The following is a 17,608-nucleotide window of genomic DNA, read 5'->3' as shown; positions in this document are numbered from 1 at the left end:
AGGAGTGGAATTCCTCTTTCACGCGGAAGATGCGGCCGCGTCCCCCGGGTTATCGTGACTCGACACAGCGCGGTTACACGCAGATGAAGCCGCAGCTCAGACGCTTGTTCCCGCGATCAAGGAGCGTGTCGTGGAGGCTGCTCGGGACGCACGCGACCGCGTCGCCATGGTCACCGGCGGAGGCCGCGGGATCGGCCTGGAGATCGCCCGGGCCCTGCTCGCCTCCGGCGCCCGGGTGGCCGTCCTCGGCCGGGACGCCACCGCCCTGAAGGACGCCGCGGCCGCGCTCGACCCGTCGGGGCGGCGGGTGCTCACCGCCGTCTGCGACGTGCGCGAGCCGGACGCGATCGACGAGGCGGTCGGGCGCACGCTCCGCGCGTACGGGCGGATCGACGTGCTGGTCGCCAACTCCGGCATCGCCGGGCCCACCGCCCCGCTGTGGGAGACGCCGCCGGAGCGGTGGCGGCAGGCGATCGAGACCAACCTGATCGGCGCGGCGCTGTGCGCCCGCGCGGTGCTGCCCCACATGATCGCCCGCCGGTCCGGCTCGATCGTGTTCGTCGGCTCGATGACCGGCAAGCGCCCGCTGTGGGGCCGCACGTCCTACGCGGCGAGCAAGACCGCGCTGATCGGGCTGGTCCGCACGCTCGCGGTCGAGGCCGGGCCGTACGGCGTGCGCGTCAACCTCGTCTCCCCCGGCCCCGTGGCGGGCGAGCGCATCGAGCGCGTCTTCGCCGCCCAGGCGGCGGCCCGCGGCATCACCGCCGAGCAGGCCCGCGCCGAGATGCTCGACGCCACGCCGCTCGGCCGGCTGGTACGGCCCGCCGACGTGGCCGCCGTGGTGGCGTTCCTCGCCGGGGACGGGGCGGCGGCGATCACCGGAGAGGACGTCAACGTCTCCGCCGGGCTGGTCATGTACTAGGAGGTCCCCTCATGCCCCAGCTTGTCGACCTGTCCCAGGAGATCTACGAGGGGATGCAGGTCTACCCGGGCCACCTCAAGACCGTGGTGTTCGACCACGCCACCCACGAGGAGACCGCCGAGCGGTTCGTGGGCGGCTTCTCGTTCCAGACCAAGGGCGTGATGATCAACGACAACGGGCCCACCCACGTGGACTCGTTCTCCCACCTCGACCCCGATCCCGAGGCGCTCACCATCGACCGGATGCCGCTCGACCTGTTCTACGGCCCGGCGGTCTGCCTCGACGTGTCGCACGTGCCGCCGCGCACCGACATCACCGCCGAGCACCTGGACGCCGCCGAGGCGGCGGGCGGCGAGCCGGTGCGGCCCGGGGACATCCTGCTGCTGTACACCGGCACGCACCGCCGGTACGCGGACGAGCGCCGCTACCTGACCGACTTCCCGGGCCTTGGCGAGTCCGGCAGCAAGTGGATCGTGGACCGCCGGGTCAAGACGTTCGGCGTGGACAGCCCCACGCCCGACAACCCGGCGAGCAAGACCTACCCGTGCCACATGATGTGCCGGGCCCACCACATCACCCACTACGAGAACCTCACCAACCTCCACCTCCTGGTCGGCAGGCGCTTCACCTTCGTCGGCTTCCCGCTGAAGATCCGCGGCGGCCACGGCGGCCCCACCCGCGCCGTCGCCATCCTTCCCTGACACCCGGCAACGCCATCGATCTCTGAGATATCGACAGGAATGCCTGATCGCCTCGGCAGGAAAATCCCGATAATCGCCAGGAGACACCATGTACCGTCTCAAGGAACCCGCACCGGGGCGGGCGGAGAACCTCTCCGAGATCAGTTCCCGCGTCCGTGAAATCCTCGCCGATATCGAGCGGCGCGGGGAAGCGGCGGTCCGCGAGTATTCCCGGCGTTTCGACGGCTGGGATCCCGACGATTTCCGCGTCCCCGACTCGGTCGTCCGCTCGGCCGGGAACGAACTCGATGAGAAGCTCAAGCGATCGCTCCGGTTCGCGGTGGAGCAGGTGCGCGGCTTCGCCGAGCACCAGCGCCGTACCCTGCTCGACCTGGAGGTGGAGACGCTGCCCGGCCTCACCCTGGGCCACCGCCACGTCCCGGTGGAGTCGGTGGGCGCGTACGTGCCCGGCGGCCGGTACACGCTGATCGCCTCCACCTACATGAACGTGGTCCCGGCCCGGGTGGCGGGCGTGGACCGCGTCGTGGTGTGCACCCCGCCCAGGGACGGCCGCGTGCACCCGGCCGTGCTGTACGCCGCGCACCTCGCGGGCGCGGACGCGGTGTACGCGCTCGGCGGCGTGCAGGCGATCGCCGCGATGGCCTTCGGCGTACTGCCCGGCCTGGCGGCGGTCGACATGGTGGTCGGCCCGGGCAACGCGTACGTCGTGGAGGCCAAGCGGCAGGTGTTCGGCCGGGTCGGCATCGACCTGCTCGCCGGGCCCACCGAGATCGGGATCATCGCCGACGACACCGCCGACCCGTTCCTCGTCGCCTGCGACCTGGTCGGCCAGCTCGAGCACGACCCGCGCTCCCGCGGCGTGCTCATCACCACCTCCGAGCGGCTCGCCCGGGACGTGCTCGCGCAGCTGGACGAGCACCTGCGCGCGGTGTCCACCGAGGAGGTGGCCCGCGCCGCGTGGGAGGCCGGCGGGGAGGTGGTCGTGGTGGCCGACGAGGACGAGCTGATCAAGGTGTGCGACGACTACGCGCTGGAGCACGTCGAGGTGCACGTGCGCGAGCCGCAGCGGATGATCCACCTGCTGCGCAACTACGGCTCGCTGTTCGTCGGCCCGGAGACCACCGTGGCCTACGGCGACAAGGTGGCCGGCCCCAACCACGTGCTGCCCACCCTGCGCGCCGCCCGGTTCACCGGCGGCCAGTGGGTCGGCAAGTACCTCAAGACCGTCACCTACCAGTACGCCACCCCGGCCGCCTCCCGCGAGCTCGCCGAGCACTGCGCGACCGAGTCGCTCGCCGAGGGCATGGTCGCGCACGCCCGTACCGCGACCGTCCGGTCGTCCGCGTCCGTCACGGTCGGGTGAGCGCCATGACGACCGGCACCCCCCACGGCGCAGGCCTGCGCTCCATCACCCGCTACCAGTGGCTCGTGCTCATCGGCACCACCCTCGGGTGGGGGCTGGAGGGCTACGACACCAGCCTGTACGCGCTCATCGTCGGCCCGGCCGTCACCGAGCTGCTCGGCCCGGCCGCCACCCCCACCGCGATCGGCGTGCACGCCGGGCTCGCCATCAGCCTGTTCCTCGCCGGCTGGGCGATCGGCGCGATCATCTTCGGCACGCTCGCCGACTACCACGGCCGGGTGCGGGTGCTGAGCGCCTGCATCCTGCTGTACGCGGTCTGCACCGCCGCCACCGCCCTGGTCCAGGAGTACTGGCAGCTCGCGACGCTGCGTTTCCTCGCCGGCCTCGGCTCCGGAGTGGAGGTCCCGGTGGGCGCGGCGCTGATCGCCGAGACGTGGAGCGGCAGGTACCGCGGCAAGGCGATCAGCGTGATGATGTCCGGCTTCGCCGCCGGTTTCTTCCTCGCCTCGCTCACCTACGGCCTGCTCGGCGGGTACGGCTGGCGCGTGACGATCGCCGCGGCCATCCTGCCCGCGTTCGCCGGGATCTTCGTGCGGCGGGTGCTGCACGAGCCGCAGGCGATGGTGGAGATCGCCGAGCGGCGCCGGGCCCGGAAGGCGGCCGGGATCCGCACCGCCGAGGACCGGTTCGTGCTGGCCCGGGTGCTCACCCCGCCGCTGCTGTCCCGCACCGTCGTCTGCTCCATGATCTTCACGGGCGTGCTGCTGGCGTTCTGGTCGGTCACCACCTGGACCCCCGACATCATCCGTCAGGTCCTCGCCCGCGAGGGCGTCACCGGCACCGACGCGGTCGGCCGGGTGGCGCTCGCCACCGCGCTGCTCAACCTGGGCGGCGTGGCCGGGTACGCGAGCTGGGGGTTCATCGCCGACTGGATCGGCCGCCGCGGCGCGTTCCTGGTGAGCTTCCTCTGCTCCGCGATCGGCCTGGGCGTGCTGTACCCGTTCGAGCACTCCTACACCACCTACCTGTGGCTGCTGCCGCTGGTCGGGTTCGGGGTGCTCGGCGTGCTGGCCGGCCCGAGCGTGTACTTCCCCGAGCTGTTCGGGCCGGCGGTGCGCGCGACCGCGATCGCCGTCACCAACTCTGCGGGCCGGTTCCTCACCGTCCCGGGTCCGCTGGTGGCCGGGACCATCGCCACCGTGTACTTCGGCGGCAACACCGGCCTGGCGGTGGTGGCCGTGTCCGGTGCCACCGTCATCGCGTTCCTCGGTGTCCTCCTCAGCCCGGAGAGCCGCGGCCGCTTCCTCTACGAGGAGGAGGCGAGCACCCCCGCTCCCCTGCCGGCCCGCGGCTCCGCTCCCGGGCTCGTCCCTCCGGCCGGCACCGCCTGATCCCGCGTACGCCGACCTTCCCGAACAGGAGCCAGCCATGACCGACAGCAGCGTCACCGCCCCGCCGTACGGCGTGCTCGTCGACGGCACCGAGCGCCCGGCGCAGGGCGGTGCGACCTTCGACGTGGAGAACCCCTACGACCGCTCGGTGATCTGCCAGGTGGCCGACGCCCAGCCCGCGGACGTGGAGGAGGCCGTGCGGTCCGCGCACGCCGCCTTCGAGGACGGCCGCTGGTCGCGGCTGCGCGGCCGGGACCGGGCCCGCGTGCTGCAGCGTGCCGCCGGGCTGCTCGCCGACGCGCTGCCCGAGCTCATCCCGATCGAGTGCCGGCAGACCGGCCGCCCGATCCGCGAGATGACCGCCCAGCTCCGCCGCCAGCCGGAGTGGCTGGAGTACTTCGGCGCGCTCGCGCAGACCGAGGAGGGCACGCTGCCCGACGTCGACACCGACCACATGAACGTGGTGCAGCGGGTGCCGCTCGGCGTCGGCGCGCTGATCACCCCGTGGAACCACCCGCTGCACGTGGCGCTGAAGAAGCTCGCCGCCGCGCTCGCGGCGGGGAACTCGGTGGTGCTCAAGACCTCCGAGGTGGCGCCGATCACCCCGCACATCCTCGCCCGGTTGCTGCACGAGGCGGGACTGCCGCCCGGCGTGCTCAACGTGGTGCCGGGCCAGGGCCCGGTGGCGGGCGCCGCGCTCGTGCAGCACCCCCTGATCGCCAAGGTGGACGTCACCGGCGGCACGCCCACCGGCCGGGCGGTGGCCCGCGCGATCGCGGACCGGCTCATCCCGCTCAGCGCCGAGCTGGGCGGCAAGGCGCCCGTGGTGGTGTTCGACGACGCCGACCTGGACCAGGCGGTGGCCGGGGCGATGTTCGCCGCGTACATCGCCGCCGGGCAGACCTGCGTGCAGGGCGCGCGGCTGCTCGTCCAGCGCGGGGTGTACGACGAGTTCGTCGACCGGCTCGTCACCCGGGTGCGGACGCTGCGGCTCGGCGACCCGCTCGACCAGCGCACCCAGGTCGGCCCGGTCGCCTCGGCCCGGCAGCTGGAGCGGGTGGTGACGCTGGTGGAGAAGGCCAGGGCCGAGGGGGCGACCGTGCTGTGCGGCGGCGGCACGCCCGACGACCCGGCGCTCGGGAACGGCTACTTCTACCTGCCGACCGTGCTCGCCGACGTGGAGACCACCGGCATCGCCTGGCGGGAGGAGATCTTCGGCCCGGTCACCCTGGTCAAGCCGTTCGACGACGAGGCGCACGCGATCGAGCTCGCCAACGACTCGCCGTACGGCCTGGCCGCGAGCGTGTGGACCCGCGACGTGGGCCGCGCGCTGCGGGTGGTCAACCGGCTCAACGTCGGCACCGTGTGGGTCAACGACCACCACCGGCTCGACCCGGCCTCGCCCTGGGGCGGCCGGGGCGCGAGCGGGCTGGGCCGGGAGAACGGCAGGGAGGCCTACCACCAGTGGACCCAGACCCGCAGCATCATCCTCAACCACGGCACGGGCCGGTTCGACTGGTTCGGCACCGACGAGGTGATCCGCTACTCCTGAGCTCTCGCTGAGCTCGGCCTCCCCCGGCGCGGGGCGGGCGGGCCCGTCCATCGGCCGCCCGCCCCGCTTCCACCCGCCCCTTCCGCCTCTTTTCACCACCACCCCTTCCCCTGCGCCGCGCGGCCGGGCCCGCCTCACGGGGGCGGCGGGACCGGTCGCGCGGCCGCCCCGCGCAGGTCCGGGGCCGCCTGCCGCCACGCCCGCCCGGCCGTACCCCGGCGGGCCGCCGGGCCGGACCGGGCGCCGGCCTCCGCTTCGGCGCATCCGGCCCTCGGCACGGCCCGGGCGGCGTGGTTGGATGGGCGGACCATGGACGTGACCACCTGGTACCTGGAACAGACCCACCCGGACGACCTGCGGCCCGCGCGGCCCCCGGCGCAGGACGTGCGGATCGTCCGCGCCGAGATCCCCAGCCCCGAGTTCAGCCGCTTCCTCTACACCGCGGTCGGCGGCGACTGGCGGTGGACCGACCGGCTGCCGTGGAGCTGGCGGCAGTGGAAGGAGTGGCTCGACCGCCCCGGCACCGAGACCTGGGTGGCCTGGCTGCGCGGCACCCCCGCCGGGTACGTCGAGCTCAGCGCGGGCGACGGCACCGGCGACGTCGAGATCGCCTACTTCGGGCTGCTGCCGTACGCGATCGGGCAGGGCATCGGCGGCCACCTGCTCACCGTCGGCACGCTGCGCGCCTGGGACCTCGCCGAACGCTGGCCCGGCCTCGCCCCGACCCGGCGGGTCTGGCTGCACACCTGCTCGCTCGACAGCCCGGTGGCCCTCGCCAACTACCAGGCCCGCGGCTTCCGCATCTACGACACCAAGGTCGAGGCGGTGCGGGTCGAGGGCGGCACCCCCGGCCCATGGCCCGGCGCCGGGCCACGCGACGGCTGACCGGCCTCACCGCGCGCCCTCGGCCACCTCGTCCGCGGGCCGCTGCGGCGCCGGCGGGGTGAGGCGGCGCACCGCCGGTACGGCGAGCACCGCGAGGCACATGGCGACCTGGATCGCCGTGGCCGCGCCGAGCACGGCGGGGATGCCCGCCGCGGCGGCGACCGGGCCCGCGCCGGCCGGCCCGATCGGGCCGAACGCGAACGCGCCCACGCTCGCCACCGACAGCACCCGGCCGAGCGCCTCCGGCGGGATGTGCTGCTGGTTCGTGGTGGCGTACAGCGCCTGGGACACGGCCGAGCCCACGCCCGCGGCCAGGGCGGCGGCCGTGATCACGGCGACCGGCGCGGTGAAGGCGAGGGCGGCCGGCGGGAGCTCCTGGTCGGCCGCACCGCGGGCCCGCTGTTCCTCACCGAACGCCGCGCCTCCCGCTCGGCCCCGCCCGCCGACGTCTGCCCGGTGACCGGGAAGGGCCGCCTCTCCTACCGCCGCGCCGCCGAGTCTTCACCGAGGCCACCCGCCCCCTCGACCCGGCCGGCCGCACCTGGACCCTCCGCGACCTGCGCCAAGCGGGCAAGGCCCACCGGCGGCTCCGGCCGGGTGAGGCACCCGGCGCCCGCCTGGGCCGGTCCGGCTGAGCCGTACCGACGCCGCAGCAATCAGGCGGCGATCGAGCCGCTCGGCCTGAAGAGCGCCCCTCGCCATCCCGGCGGCCGCCGTCGCACCGGTGCCCCTGCCGGCGCCGGCCGGTGCGGCGGCACCGCCCGAGTGACGGATAATGCCGGAGGCAAGATCGACTCCGCCCGGGTACCGCCTGGAACGACCGACGGGGGCAGGCGCACTGTGACCGACACGATCATGGGTTTCGACCGCACGCGGCTCGACCGCATCGACCGCCAGCTGGCATGTCACGTCGACGAGGGACGGCTCGCCGGGTGGCAGCTCGCCATCACCCGGCACGGGCGAATCGTCCACCTCTCCGCGTACGGCCACCGCGACCGCGAGGCCGGGCTCCCGGTCACCGACGACACGATCTGGCGTATCTACTCGATGACGAAGCCGATCGCCACGGTGGCCGCGATGACGCTGTGGGAGGAGGGCGCGTTCGAGCTCACCGACCCCATCAGCCGCTGGCTGCCCGAGTTCGCCGACGTCCGGGTGTACGCCGAGGGCCCGGTCGACGACGTGGTGACCGTCCCGGCGGCCGAGCCGATCCGGGTGTGGCACCTGCTCACCCACACCTCCGGTCTCACCGCCGGATTCCAGCACGCCGGCGTGGTCGACGCCCTGTACCGGCGGGCCGGCTACGGCTTCGGCTTTCCCGAGGGCCCGACCCTGGCGTCCGTCTGCGCCGACCTCGCCCGGCTGCCGCTGCTGTTCCAGCCGGGCAGCTCCTGGGGCTACGGCGTCTCCACCGACGTGCTCGGGCGGCTCATCGAGATCTGGACCGGGCAGAGCCTCGACGTGGCGATCGCCGAGCGCGTCACCGGGCCGCTCGGCATGCGCGACACCGTCTGGTACGCCGACGACGGCCGCAAGGAACGGCTCGCCGCGCTCTACGTCTCGGACCCCGAGACCGGCCTCGCGGTACGGGACGACACCGTCGGCGACCGGGCGCTCACCCCGCCGTCGGTGCTGTCCGCGGGCGGGGGCATGCTGTCGACGATCTCGGACTACGTGCGGTTCACCCTGATGCTCGCGGGCGGCGGCGAGCTCGACGGCGTCCGCATCCTCTCCCCCCGGACGCTGCGGCTGATGACCGCCAACCACCTCGACGCCGACCTCGCCACGCTGTCGACGAGCGCCTTCACCCAGACGGACCTGCGCGGCGTCGGCTTCGGCCTCGGGTTCGCCGTCGTGCTCGACCCGGTGAAGTCGCTCAGCGTGGCGGGCGCCGGCGAGTACTACTGGGGCGGTGCGGCCGGCACGATGTTCTCGGTCGACCCGGTGGAGGATCTGACCGTCGTGTTCATGACCCAGTCGCTGCCGCTGCGCGGCGGCTCCCGGCTGGCGGGGGCGGGAACGTACCCGACCCGCGCGCAGCTGCGCCGGCTCGTCTACAGCGCCCTCGTCGACTGACGGCCGAAACTTCTTGCGAAATTCGCCCCGTATCCCGCGATGAGTTTCCGCTCCCTCGCCGGTCAGAGGAAGTGACATCCAGATCACTCATCGACAAGGAGCCATACATGCGAAAGCTCACCGCGGGCCTGTTCATCTCGCTCGACGGCGTGGTCGGGGAACCGCAGGAATGGCACATGCCGTACTTCAACGACGAGATGGGAGCGGCCGTCGACGCGCAGCTCACCTCGGCGGACACCCTGCTGCTCGGGCGCCGGACCTACGAGACCTTCGCCGGGGCGTGGCCGCAGCGCGAGGCCGAGGGTGGCGAGGACGCCGAGTTCGCCAAGGTGCTCGGCGACATGCGGAAGATCGTGGTCACCCGCCAGGACCTCACCTTCACCTGGCGGAACTCCGAACGGCTGCAGGGTGACCTGATCGAGGCGGTCGCCGCCCTGAAGAACGAGCCGGGCGAAGGGGACATCGCGATGAGCGGCTCGGTCTCCGTCGTCCGGCAGCTGCTCGCCGCCGGGCTGCTCGACGAGCTGCACCTGCTGGTCCACCCGGTCGCCGTGCGCAAGGGCATGCGCCTGTTCGACGAGGGCGAGCCGCCGATCCCGCTGCGGCTGATCAGCGCCAAGCCGTTCACCACCGGGGTGGTGTACCTCGTGTACGGCCCGGCCCAGACCGCCGCGGCGGGCGCGTAACGAGCACTCGGACATCCTTTGGGTCCGGGTGACCGGGTACCCGCCGTACCTCTCCGGGCAGGCCGGGGCTTCGTGGACCAACACGACGCCACGGGCTCGCGCATCCACGACGACGGCGCCGGCCCGGAGAGTGCGGCGCCCGGTCCGCTTCGGCGTCGTCCCACGCGGCGGATGCGACGTCCCCTCGTGGGACGGCCGCCGGGCCGTCCGATGTGTCCTCGTGCGGGCTGGACTCTGCCACGGTGTGAGGGTCCATCCTGGCCACCGCGACACGAGAGCGACCCGGTGTCCGACCGGCATCGTGGGCCGGTCGGCGGCCGAGACGAGGCACATCGGAGGGACGGACGATGACGGTGGTGGAGGGCATCGAACCCCGCGGCATGCGGCACTGTGAGACGACCACGCTGGGCGTGCTGCTGCGGCACGAGGGCATCGACCTGTCCGAGCCGATGCTGTTCGGGCTCGGCGCGGGCCTGTCGTTCATCTACTGGGACGGCAGGAACATGGCCTTCCCGTTCCTCGGGGGCCGGGTCAGGCCCTTCGAGCTGACCAGGAACCTCGCCGCCCGGCTGGGGCTGACCCTGCAGGTGGCGGAGACCGCCTCGGAGCGCAAGGCGTGGCAGAACGTGGTGGCCCAGATCGACGCCGGGCGCCCGGTCGGCCTCCAGCTCGACAGCTACCACCTGGAGTACTTCACCTCGCGGGTGCACTTCGGCGGCCACATGGTCGCGATGTACGGCTACGACGACGAGTACGCCTACCTGGTGGACACCGCCCAGCAGGGCGAGGCCTTGCGCACCTCGCTGGCGAGCCTCGCCAGGGCGCGGGCCGAGCGAGGCCCGATGACGGCCCGGAACCGGTCCTTCACCATCACCGCGCCCGGCCCGGTGCAGGTGACCCGGGACCACATCGTGTCCGCGATCAGGTCCTGCGCCGACGCGTTCCTCACCGCCCCCATCGCGAACCTCGGCCACCGCGGCATCGCCAAGGCCGCCCGGGAGGTACGCGGCTGGCTGCGCCGTACCGACCGGCCGCACGAGGACCTGCCACAGGCCGCCCGCCTCATGGAGCAGGGCGGCACCGGTGGCGCGCTGTTCCGCAACATCTACCGCGACTTCCTCGCCGAGTGCACCCAGTGGCTCGACGACCCCGCCCTGCGTACCGGCCACACCCGGTACGGCGAGGCCGCCGAGCTCTGGACGCAGACCGCCGCTCTGATCGCCAAGGCGGGCGAGACCGGCGACCCGGCCCTCCTCGACCGGGCCGGCGCCGTACTGGAGGACATCTCCCGCATCGAGGCCGAGGCGATGCGCGCCCTGAGCGCCTGCGGGGACCGCTGACGCCTCACCCGGAATGAGCCGTCCGGAGTCACTCTGGAGCCTGCGCCATGGTTAGCCCCGATCGCCAGATTTGTACGGCATGGCCAGGGATAACCCGCCCTACCGGTGTGACGGGCCGGCGACGCGGAATAACCGTAGGCGAGGGATCGAGCTAACCGGATGGGGAGCCATGCGTATCGGAAACGTGTACCGGCCGGAGGTCTTCGGCTGCGACGCGGACGACCGGCTGACCGAGGTCGCGCAGCGGATGATCGAGAAGAACGTCGGCTCCCTCGCCGTCCTCGACGGCGACCGGGTCATCGGCATCATCACCGAACGCGACCTCGTGGCGGCCCTCGCCGACCCCCAGGAGCCGGGCGACCCGGCGGCGATGACCGCCGCCGCCTACGCCTCGACCACGATCAAGACCGCGCACCCCGACGAGGACTCGCGGGACGTCGCCAAGCGCATGCTCGACGAGGGCATCCGCCACCTCCCCGTCGAGGAGGACGGGCGCATGGTCGGCATGGTGTCCATGCGCGACCTGCTGGCCCTGGAGACCTGGGCTACCTGACCGCGCGATGGGGCCGATACCGAACCCCCGCACAGCGCGTTGAACAGCCGTCGCAGGCTCGGAATCGGGCCCCCACACGGCGGCGGGTGGGGCTGGAGCGAGCCCCCTCGGTGAGTTATCCGCGCCGTGCCCGATGGCTTACCGGGACCGACGGCCCGCGCCCTTCGACGGTGGCCTCAACGCCATCCGAAAAGACGGCGCCGCAGCGGGAGCCAGTGCCGAAAGGGAGATGGGACCCCCAACGATCTCGCGGGCATACGTCTCGGCTGAGCCGGACACGGTCCGCCGATCGGGGACAGGAGCGTCTGGACGTCGCCCGGCCCCGGTTCGACGAGTACCGCCGGCTCGGTCGGGAGGCCGGTGGCGCGACCTCGTGCTCCCCGAGAAACGAGCCCGAACCCGGGCATGAGAAAGCGGCCGACGGTGGCCGAGCCGTAGCTCGGCCACCGCCTTCGACGTACGCCCCATCCGCCATGACAACGGACGTAAGCAGGCTAGAACCTCAAGCATGGTTGAGGTCAATTCGATCCGCCGCCCGCCGACGTCATCCGCGTCCCCCTGTGGTCGTTGAGAGGGAGGCGACAGTGGGGTTTGCCCGATATGAGGGCGTTTGCTCATTTCGGTGGCGACCTTTACAACGTAGATCACAGCTACCGGGCGCGGCCCTCGATCGTGCCGGCGGAGCACAGCCGGCCCGGACGGGCCCGTGACGGCGGTCGCGCACCGGTGCGGGGCGGGTTCGATGAGAACGCTCTAATACGTGCCTCACCGGATCCTCACCGCCGCCCGAGAGGCTCGCATCGTCCGGCCGTACGGCACGGCCGCTGCGAGGGAGGGAAATGCGATGCGGATGATCAAGGTGGTCGCGGGCGGAGCGGTGCTCGGGGCCGTTGTGGGCGGGCTGGTGGTGGCGAGCCCGGCGTTCGCGGACGAGCGGGTGTGCCGGGGCACGATCCGGGCGGTGACGCTGGACAACGTGCGGGTGCCGGACGGGGCGCGGTGCGCGCTGCTCGGCACCCGGGTGAAGGGCAACATCAAGGTGGAGGACGGCGCGGTGCTCGTCGCCCGCGGGGTGCGGGTGAAGGGCAACGTGCAGGCGGAGGGGGCCCGCTCGGTCACGGTGGCCGGCGGCTCGGTGGTGATCGGCAGCGTGCAGGTGAAGCAGGGGCGGTCGGCCGCGGTGCTCTCCTCGCGCGTCAACGGCGACATCCAGCTCGAGGCCAACCGGGGCGGCCTGCGCGTGGACCGCAACCGGGTGGGCGGCAACATCCAGGTGTTCGAGAACAAGGGCGGCGGCGCGGCGATCTACCGCAACCGGGTCAAGGGCAACCTGCAGTGCAAGGAGAACCGCCCCAGGCCGGTCGGCGGCGGCAACCGGGTGCAGGGCAACAAGGAAGACCAGTGCCGGCGCTTCTGAGGTCATGACGCGACGCTCCTGGGCGGGCGGCGCCACCGGGCGGCGCCCGCCCTCGGCGCGCCGGGCCGCATTCGCCCACCGCGCATGCGCTTCCGGACGGAACGCCGCGGCCCGATGTACGCGGATCGCGGTACCGAATACGTCGCCGCGCTGACGACCGCGCCGCTCCCCCACGCCTAGGGTGGGCCTTGTGGCCAGTCTCAGGCTTCCGGGACGTGACCTCCTGATCGGCGTGGCGGCCGCTCCGCTCTTCGTCGCGGGCACCCACGTCGCCACCCTGAACCGCATGCCGCCGTACCGGGCACTCGACGCGATCGCCTACGGCCTCCTCGTCGTCGCCGGGCTCGCCCTCGCCCTGTGGCGGGCCCGCCCGGGTACGGCCTTCGCGATCACCCTGGCCTGCGCCGCGGTCATGCTGGCACGCGGGCACGCCCCCGGCCCCGTCCTGCTCGCGCCCCTCCTCTGCCTGTTCCACCTCACCCTCCGGTACGGCCTGCCCGCCGGCGCGGCGGCGGCCGCGCTGACCGGCGCCGCGCTGCTCGCCTCCGACCTGATCGGCCCCGTACCGGCGGAGGCGAGCCCGTTCCTGGTCGGCTTCGCCTGGTTCGCCGCCGCCCTGACCGCGTACGGCACGGCCGCGGTGACGCTGCTGCAGCGCCGCCGCCGCGCGGCCGAGGCCGAGGCCGCGGCCGAACGCGCCCGCGCCCGGGCGCACGAGGAACGGCTCGCCATCGCCCGTGAGATCCACGACGTGCTCGGGCACAGTCTGAGCGTGATCAGCATGCGCGCCGGCATCGCCCTGCACGTCGCCGACCGCGACCCGAGCCAGGCGATCGAGGCGCTCACCGCGATCCGCGAGACCGGCAGGCAGGCGCTCGACGAGCTCCGCCGTACCCTCGACGTGATCCGGGACCGGCGCCCGGGAGCGGACCTCGACGCGGTCAAGGACCTCGTCGCCTCGCTCAGCGCGGCGGGCCACCCCGTCGAGCTGATCGTCACCGGCGAGCCGTCCCACGTCGGCGCCGCGACCGCCCACGCGATCCACCGCATCGTGCAGGAGGCGCTCACCAACGTGCTGCGCCACGCCGGGGGCGCCTCGGCGACGGTGCGCCTCGACTACACACCCGACGAGGTCGCGGTGAGCGTGGTCGACGACGGGCGCACCACCCCGGGCGAGCCCGGCAACGGGATCATCGGCATGCGGGAGCGGGTCGAGGCGCTGCACGGCCGGTTCCACTGCGGGCCGGAGCCCGGCGGCGGCTTCGCCGTACGGGCCTGGCTGCCCACCCGACGACGCGGGCACGGCGACGAGAGGGCTGACGGGTGATTCGGGTACTGATCGCCGACGACCAGGCACTGGTCCGGATCGGGCTGCGGGTGCTGATCGAGAGCGAGGAGGGCCTCGAGGTGGCCGGGGAGGCGGCCGACGGCCAGGAGGCGGTACGGCTGGCGCGCGCCAAGCGGCCGGACGTGGTGCTGATGGACGTCCGCATGCCGCGCATGGACGGGCTCGCCGCGCTGCGCGAGATCACCGCCGACCCGGCGCTGCGGGACACCCGCGTCATCATGCTCACCACGTTCGAGATCGACGAGTACATCTTCGAGGCGCTGCGCGAGGGCGCGAGCGGCTTCCTGGTCAAGGACGGGGACCCCGCCGACGTGCTGCGCGCGATCCGGGTCGCCGTGGAGGGCGGCTCGCTGATGTCGCCCTCCGTGACCCGGCGGGTGATCCAGGAGTTCGCGGGCCGCCCGGCCCCGGCGTCGGCACGGCACCGGCTCGACGCGCTGACCGCCCGCGAGGTGGAGATCCTCGGCCTCGTCGGCAGGGGCATGTCGAACGACGAGATCGCCCGCCACCTGGTGGTGAGCCCGGCGACCGTGCGCACCCACGTCAGCCGGGCGATGACGAAGCTCGGCGCCCGGGACCGGGCGCAGCTCGTGGTGATCGCCTACCAGTCCGGCCTGGTGCGCTGAGCCGGCCTCCTCGGCGCGCTGTGCCTCTCCCTCGCCACCGCCCGCCTGGGCATCCCCGGCGCTGAGGCGTACACCTCCCCGCCGGAGTCCGCCGTCGGGCAGCGCCTCGTGTCGGCCCACTATCCCGGCGGCGCCTCCGCCCCCGTCGACGTGATCACGGCCTGGCCGGACCGGGAGAAGGCGGCGGCGATCGCCCGCGCCACCGCGGGGGTGTCCCGGGTGCAGCCGCCCGTCGAGGCCGGTGGCCGGGCGAGGATCCGTGTCCTGCTCGCCGACGCACCGGACAGCGCCGCGGCCGAGCGCACGGTGGTACGGCTGCGCGCCGCCCTCGCCGGCACCCCGGGCACGCTCGTCGGCGGCCCCACCGCCACCGCCGTCGACACGGCCGAGGCGCACCGCCGCGACCTGCTGCGGGTGGTGCCGCTCGCGCTGCTCGTCACCCTGGCCGTACTCGTGGTCCTGCTCCGGTCGCTCATCGCCCCGCTGCTGCTCGTTGCCACCGTGGTGGTCTCGTACGGCGCGGCGCTCGGGCTGACCTGGCTCGTCTCACGCCACCTGCTCGGCTTTCCCGCGCTCGGCCACGACGCGATCCTGCTCGGCTTCGTCTTCCTCGTCGCCCTCGGGGTCGACTACAACATCTTCCTCGCGAGCCGCATCCGCGAGGAGATCGACCGGACCGGCCGTCACGCCGACGGCGTCCTGGGCGGGCTCGCGCTCACCGGATCGGTGATCACCGGCGCCGGGCTCGTGCTGGCGGCGACGTTCTCGGCGCTGACCGTGCTGCCGCTCGTGTGGGCCGTGCAGTTCGGCGTGCTCGTCGCGCTCGGCGTCCTGCTCGACACCTTCCTCGTCCGGGCCGTGCTCGTGCCCGCGCTCCTGCTCGACGTCGGCCCCCGCGCCTGGTGGCCGTCCCGGCCGCGCGCCGCCTGAGCGGGTCAGAACAGCGGCCGCTGCGCGAGGGCCCCGGACAGCACCGTGGCCACCGTGCGTTCCACCGCCTCCGGTGCCGGCGGGGCGCCGGTGCGGTCGGCGAACAGCAGGTGCACGGCGCCGACCAGGGCGGTGGCGAGCGTGTCGAGGTCGGCCTCGGCGGTGACGCGGCCGAGCTCGCGCTCGGCGGCGAGATAGGCGGCGGTCATGTTCACCGCCTCGGCCAGCAGGGGAACGCCGGCATCCTCACCCGGCTGCCGGCCGAGTCCCTGGCCCTGATCCTCGAGTCCGTCGGCGCGGCGATCGACACACTGGGCGGCCGGTTCACCGTGCCCTACACCACCGTCGTGGTCACCGCGGCCCGCACCGCCGCAGGCCAGCACGCCTGACCCGCGCCCGTACCGACACGTCTCCCAGCACCGCCAGGCGTTCGCCCGGAAAACCGGGCGAAAAGGGAACGCGGTCCCGCGCCGGTCGCCCGGCACGGGACCGCGGTTCAGCCGCTGTCGGTGCGGTGGATCAGAACTTGGGGTCGATGCCCTCGGGGGCGGTGAAGTTGCTCTCGACCGCCTTCAGGCCGTACGGCGAGTACTCCTTGTCGTACTCGTAGATGGTCGTGGAGTGCGGCAGCGTACGGTTGCCCGGGGTGAGGATGACGTCACCGTTGATGCCGTTGAAGCTGACCTTCTCCAGCTCGGACAGCGCCTTGGTCAGGCCCTCGCGGGTGATGTCACCGTTCTGGATGGCCTTCTCCAGAAGCGTGGTGACCGCGATCGCCTGGATGTGGCCGTAGATGTGCTGAACGGTGAGCTCGGCGCCGTTGAGGGCCTTCGACTCCCGCAGCTCCTTGAGGGTCTGGTTCTCGTCGCCCTTCAGGTCACCGCCGGGGCCGGTGAAGATCATGTTCTCCTTGAGGTAGTCGGCGATCGGCGACTCGGAGAACGCGGTGGCGTTCGCCATGAACCCCATGACCCACTTCGGCTTGTAGTCGAGCTGGGTGGCCGCGGAGACCACGGCGGGCACGTTGTTCGCCGCGCCGCTGAAGCCGATGATCTCGCAGCCGGCCGACTTCAGCTGCTGCATCTGCGCGGTGAGCTGGGTGTCGGTCGGACCGTACTTGGCGAAGGTCTCGACCTTGGCGCCCCACTTGGAGGTGATGTAGGTCAGACCCTCGTTGATGTCCTCACCCCACTGGTTGTTGTACCCGAGGACGCAGAACTTGGCCTTCTTGAGGTCGGGGTCCTTGTTGACGAGGTAGGACACGCCGTTCGCCACCTCCGACTGGTAGGTGGAGAACGTGGGCAGGAGCTGCGGCTCGTCCTTGATGCTGGCGTCCTGGGCGCTGGGGATGACGACCATCTTGTCGCGGTTGGCGATCGGGATCAGCGCCTTCACCGACGGGGTGCCCAGCACGCCGGACAGCAGGGCGACCTTGTCCTTGATCTCGTTGTAGGCCTGGACGGCCTTCTGCGCCTCGTACGCGTTGTCCGCGGTGATCAGGTTGATCTTGTACTTGCCCGCGATACCGCCGGCCGCGTTGATCTTGTCGTACCACGCCTGCTGGCCGGCGAGCTGCTCACGGGCGGTCGCGGCGATCGGGCCGCTGAGCGCGAGGATGTTGCCGACCGTGATGGTGTTGGTCTTCGCGTCGAAGCCCGGACCGGCCTTCAGCTCACCGCTGCCACCGCTGCCGCCACCGCTGTTCTGGGCCGCGCAGCCGGTCGCCGTGAGGGCGGCGCTGAGAAGCAGGGCGGCAACGGAGACACCTGCTCTCTTATTGGGGAACTTCATCGTGTTTTTTCCTCTCGGTGGTACGCC

At 72.9% G+C, this 17,608-nt stretch carries 17 protein-coding genes; 14 read left to right on the top strand and 3 right to left on the bottom strand.

Annotation, left to right across the window (positions count from 1 at the left end; genetic code table 11):
• The first annotated feature begins 130 nt into the window (after window positions 1-130).
• The 6 genes from FHX40_RS08915 (at window position 131) to FHX40_RS08890 (ending at window position 6,814) form a co-directional block, all read left to right on the top strand.
• A complete protein-coding gene (locus FHX40_RS08915; protein WP_142259169.1) occupies window positions 131-922 on the top strand; it encodes an SDR family NAD(P)-dependent oxidoreductase in 792 nt (263 codons plus the stop codon).
• Window positions 923-933: 11 nt separating this feature from the next.
• Complete coding sequence (locus FHX40_RS08910) at window positions 934-1,623, top strand: cyclase family protein (protein ID WP_142259168.1); 690 nt, start codon at window positions 934-936, stop codon at window positions 1,621-1,623.
• Window positions 1,624-1,711: 88 nt separating this feature from the next.
• Window positions 1,712-2,986: a histidinol dehydrogenase gene (gene hisD / locus FHX40_RS08905; RefSeq protein ID WP_142259167.1), complete on the top strand. Its 1,275-nt coding sequence runs from the start codon at window positions 1,712-1,714 to the stop codon at window positions 2,984-2,986.
• Between the two features lie 5 nt (window positions 2,987-2,991).
• On the top strand, window positions 2,992-4,377 hold the full coding sequence (locus tag FHX40_RS08900) for an MFS transporter (RefSeq protein WP_142259166.1): 1,386 nt from the start codon (window positions 2,992-2,994) through the stop codon (window positions 4,375-4,377).
• Window positions 4,378-4,414: 37 nt separating this feature from the next.
• Window positions 4,415-5,929: an aldehyde dehydrogenase gene (locus tag FHX40_RS08895; protein WP_142259165.1), complete on the top strand. Its 1,515-nt coding sequence runs from the start codon at window positions 4,415-4,417 to the stop codon at window positions 5,927-5,929.
• Between the two features lie 309 nt (window positions 5,930-6,238).
• Window positions 6,239-6,814 (top strand): GNAT family N-acetyltransferase, encoded by a 576-nt coding sequence (locus FHX40_RS08890; protein WP_142259164.1) that lies wholly within the window; start codon window positions 6,239-6,241, stop codon window positions 6,812-6,814.
• 6 nt (window positions 6,815-6,820) lie between these two features.
• On the opposite strand, the gene FHX40_RS08885 is transcribed toward FHX40_RS08890, so the two are convergent.
• Window positions 6,821-7,147: a hypothetical protein gene (locus tag FHX40_RS08885; protein ID WP_142259163.1), complete on the bottom strand. Its 327-nt coding sequence runs from the start codon at window positions 7,145-7,147 to the stop codon at window positions 6,821-6,823.
• 507 nt (window positions 7,148-7,654) lie between these two features.
• Between FHX40_RS08885 and FHX40_RS08880 the strand changes: the two genes are divergently transcribed.
• The 8 genes from FHX40_RS08880 (at window position 7,655) to FHX40_RS08845 (ending at window position 15,790) form a co-directional block, all read left to right on the top strand.
• Entirely contained in the window at window positions 7,655-8,890 is a 1,236-nt protein-coding gene (locus tag FHX40_RS08880) for a serine hydrolase domain-containing protein (RefSeq protein WP_229789130.1), read from the top strand.
• Between the two features lie 107 nt (window positions 8,891-8,997).
• Window positions 8,998-9,576, top strand: coding sequence for a dihydrofolate reductase family protein (locus tag FHX40_RS08875; protein WP_142259162.1), 579 nt, complete (start codon window positions 8,998-9,000; stop codon window positions 9,574-9,576).
• A 347-nt stretch (window positions 9,577-9,923) separates the two neighbouring features.
• Entirely contained in the window at window positions 9,924-10,916 is a 993-nt protein-coding gene (locus FHX40_RS08870) for a BtrH N-terminal domain-containing protein (protein ID WP_142259161.1), read from the top strand.
• Between the two features lie 169 nt (window positions 10,917-11,085).
• Complete coding sequence (locus tag FHX40_RS08865; RefSeq protein ID WP_142259160.1) at window positions 11,086-11,469, top strand: CBS domain-containing protein; 384 nt, start codon at window positions 11,086-11,088, stop codon at window positions 11,467-11,469.
• 844 nt (window positions 11,470-12,313) lie between these two features.
• A complete protein-coding gene (locus FHX40_RS08860; RefSeq protein WP_211350216.1) occupies window positions 12,314-12,886 on the top strand; it encodes a bactofilin family protein in 573 nt (190 codons plus the stop codon).
• A 232-nt stretch (window positions 12,887-13,118) separates the two neighbouring features.
• Entirely contained in the window at window positions 13,119-14,213 is a 1,095-nt protein-coding gene (locus tag FHX40_RS08855) for a sensor histidine kinase (RefSeq protein ID WP_142259159.1), read from the top strand.
• Window positions 14,210-14,860 carry a response regulator gene (locus tag FHX40_RS08850; protein WP_142259158.1) on the top strand — a complete coding sequence of 217 codons (651 nt, stop codon included), beginning with the start codon at window positions 14,210-14,212 and terminating at the stop codon, window positions 14,858-14,860. The genes FHX40_RS08855 and FHX40_RS08850 overlap by 4 nt, the downstream gene beginning before the upstream one ends.
• A 108-nt stretch (window positions 14,861-14,968) precedes the next feature.
• Entirely contained in the window at window positions 14,969-15,790 is an 822-nt protein-coding gene (locus FHX40_RS08845) for an MMPL family transporter (protein ID WP_170198775.1), read from the top strand.
• Between the two features lie 5 nt (window positions 15,791-15,795).
• On the opposite strand, the gene FHX40_RS08840 is transcribed toward FHX40_RS08845, so the two are convergent.
• Window positions 15,796-15,999, bottom strand: a complete 204-nt coding sequence (locus FHX40_RS08840) for a hypothetical protein (protein WP_189136282.1) — start codon at window positions 15,997-15,999, stop codon at window positions 15,796-15,798.
• Between the two features lie 310 nt (window positions 16,000-16,309).
• On the bottom strand, window positions 16,310-17,581 hold the full coding sequence (locus FHX40_RS08835; protein ID WP_142259156.1) for an ABC transporter substrate-binding protein: 1,272 nt from the start codon (window positions 17,579-17,581) through the stop codon (window positions 16,310-16,312).
• Window positions 17,582-17,608 lie beyond the last annotated feature (27 nt).

It is taken from the genome of Thermopolyspora flexuosa (assembly GCF_006716785.1).
GTDB classification, from domain to species: domain Bacteria; phylum Actinomycetota; class Actinomycetes; order Streptosporangiales; family Streptosporangiaceae; genus Thermopolyspora; species Thermopolyspora flexuosa.
This window is presented reverse-complemented; position numbering and strand designations above follow the sequence as displayed.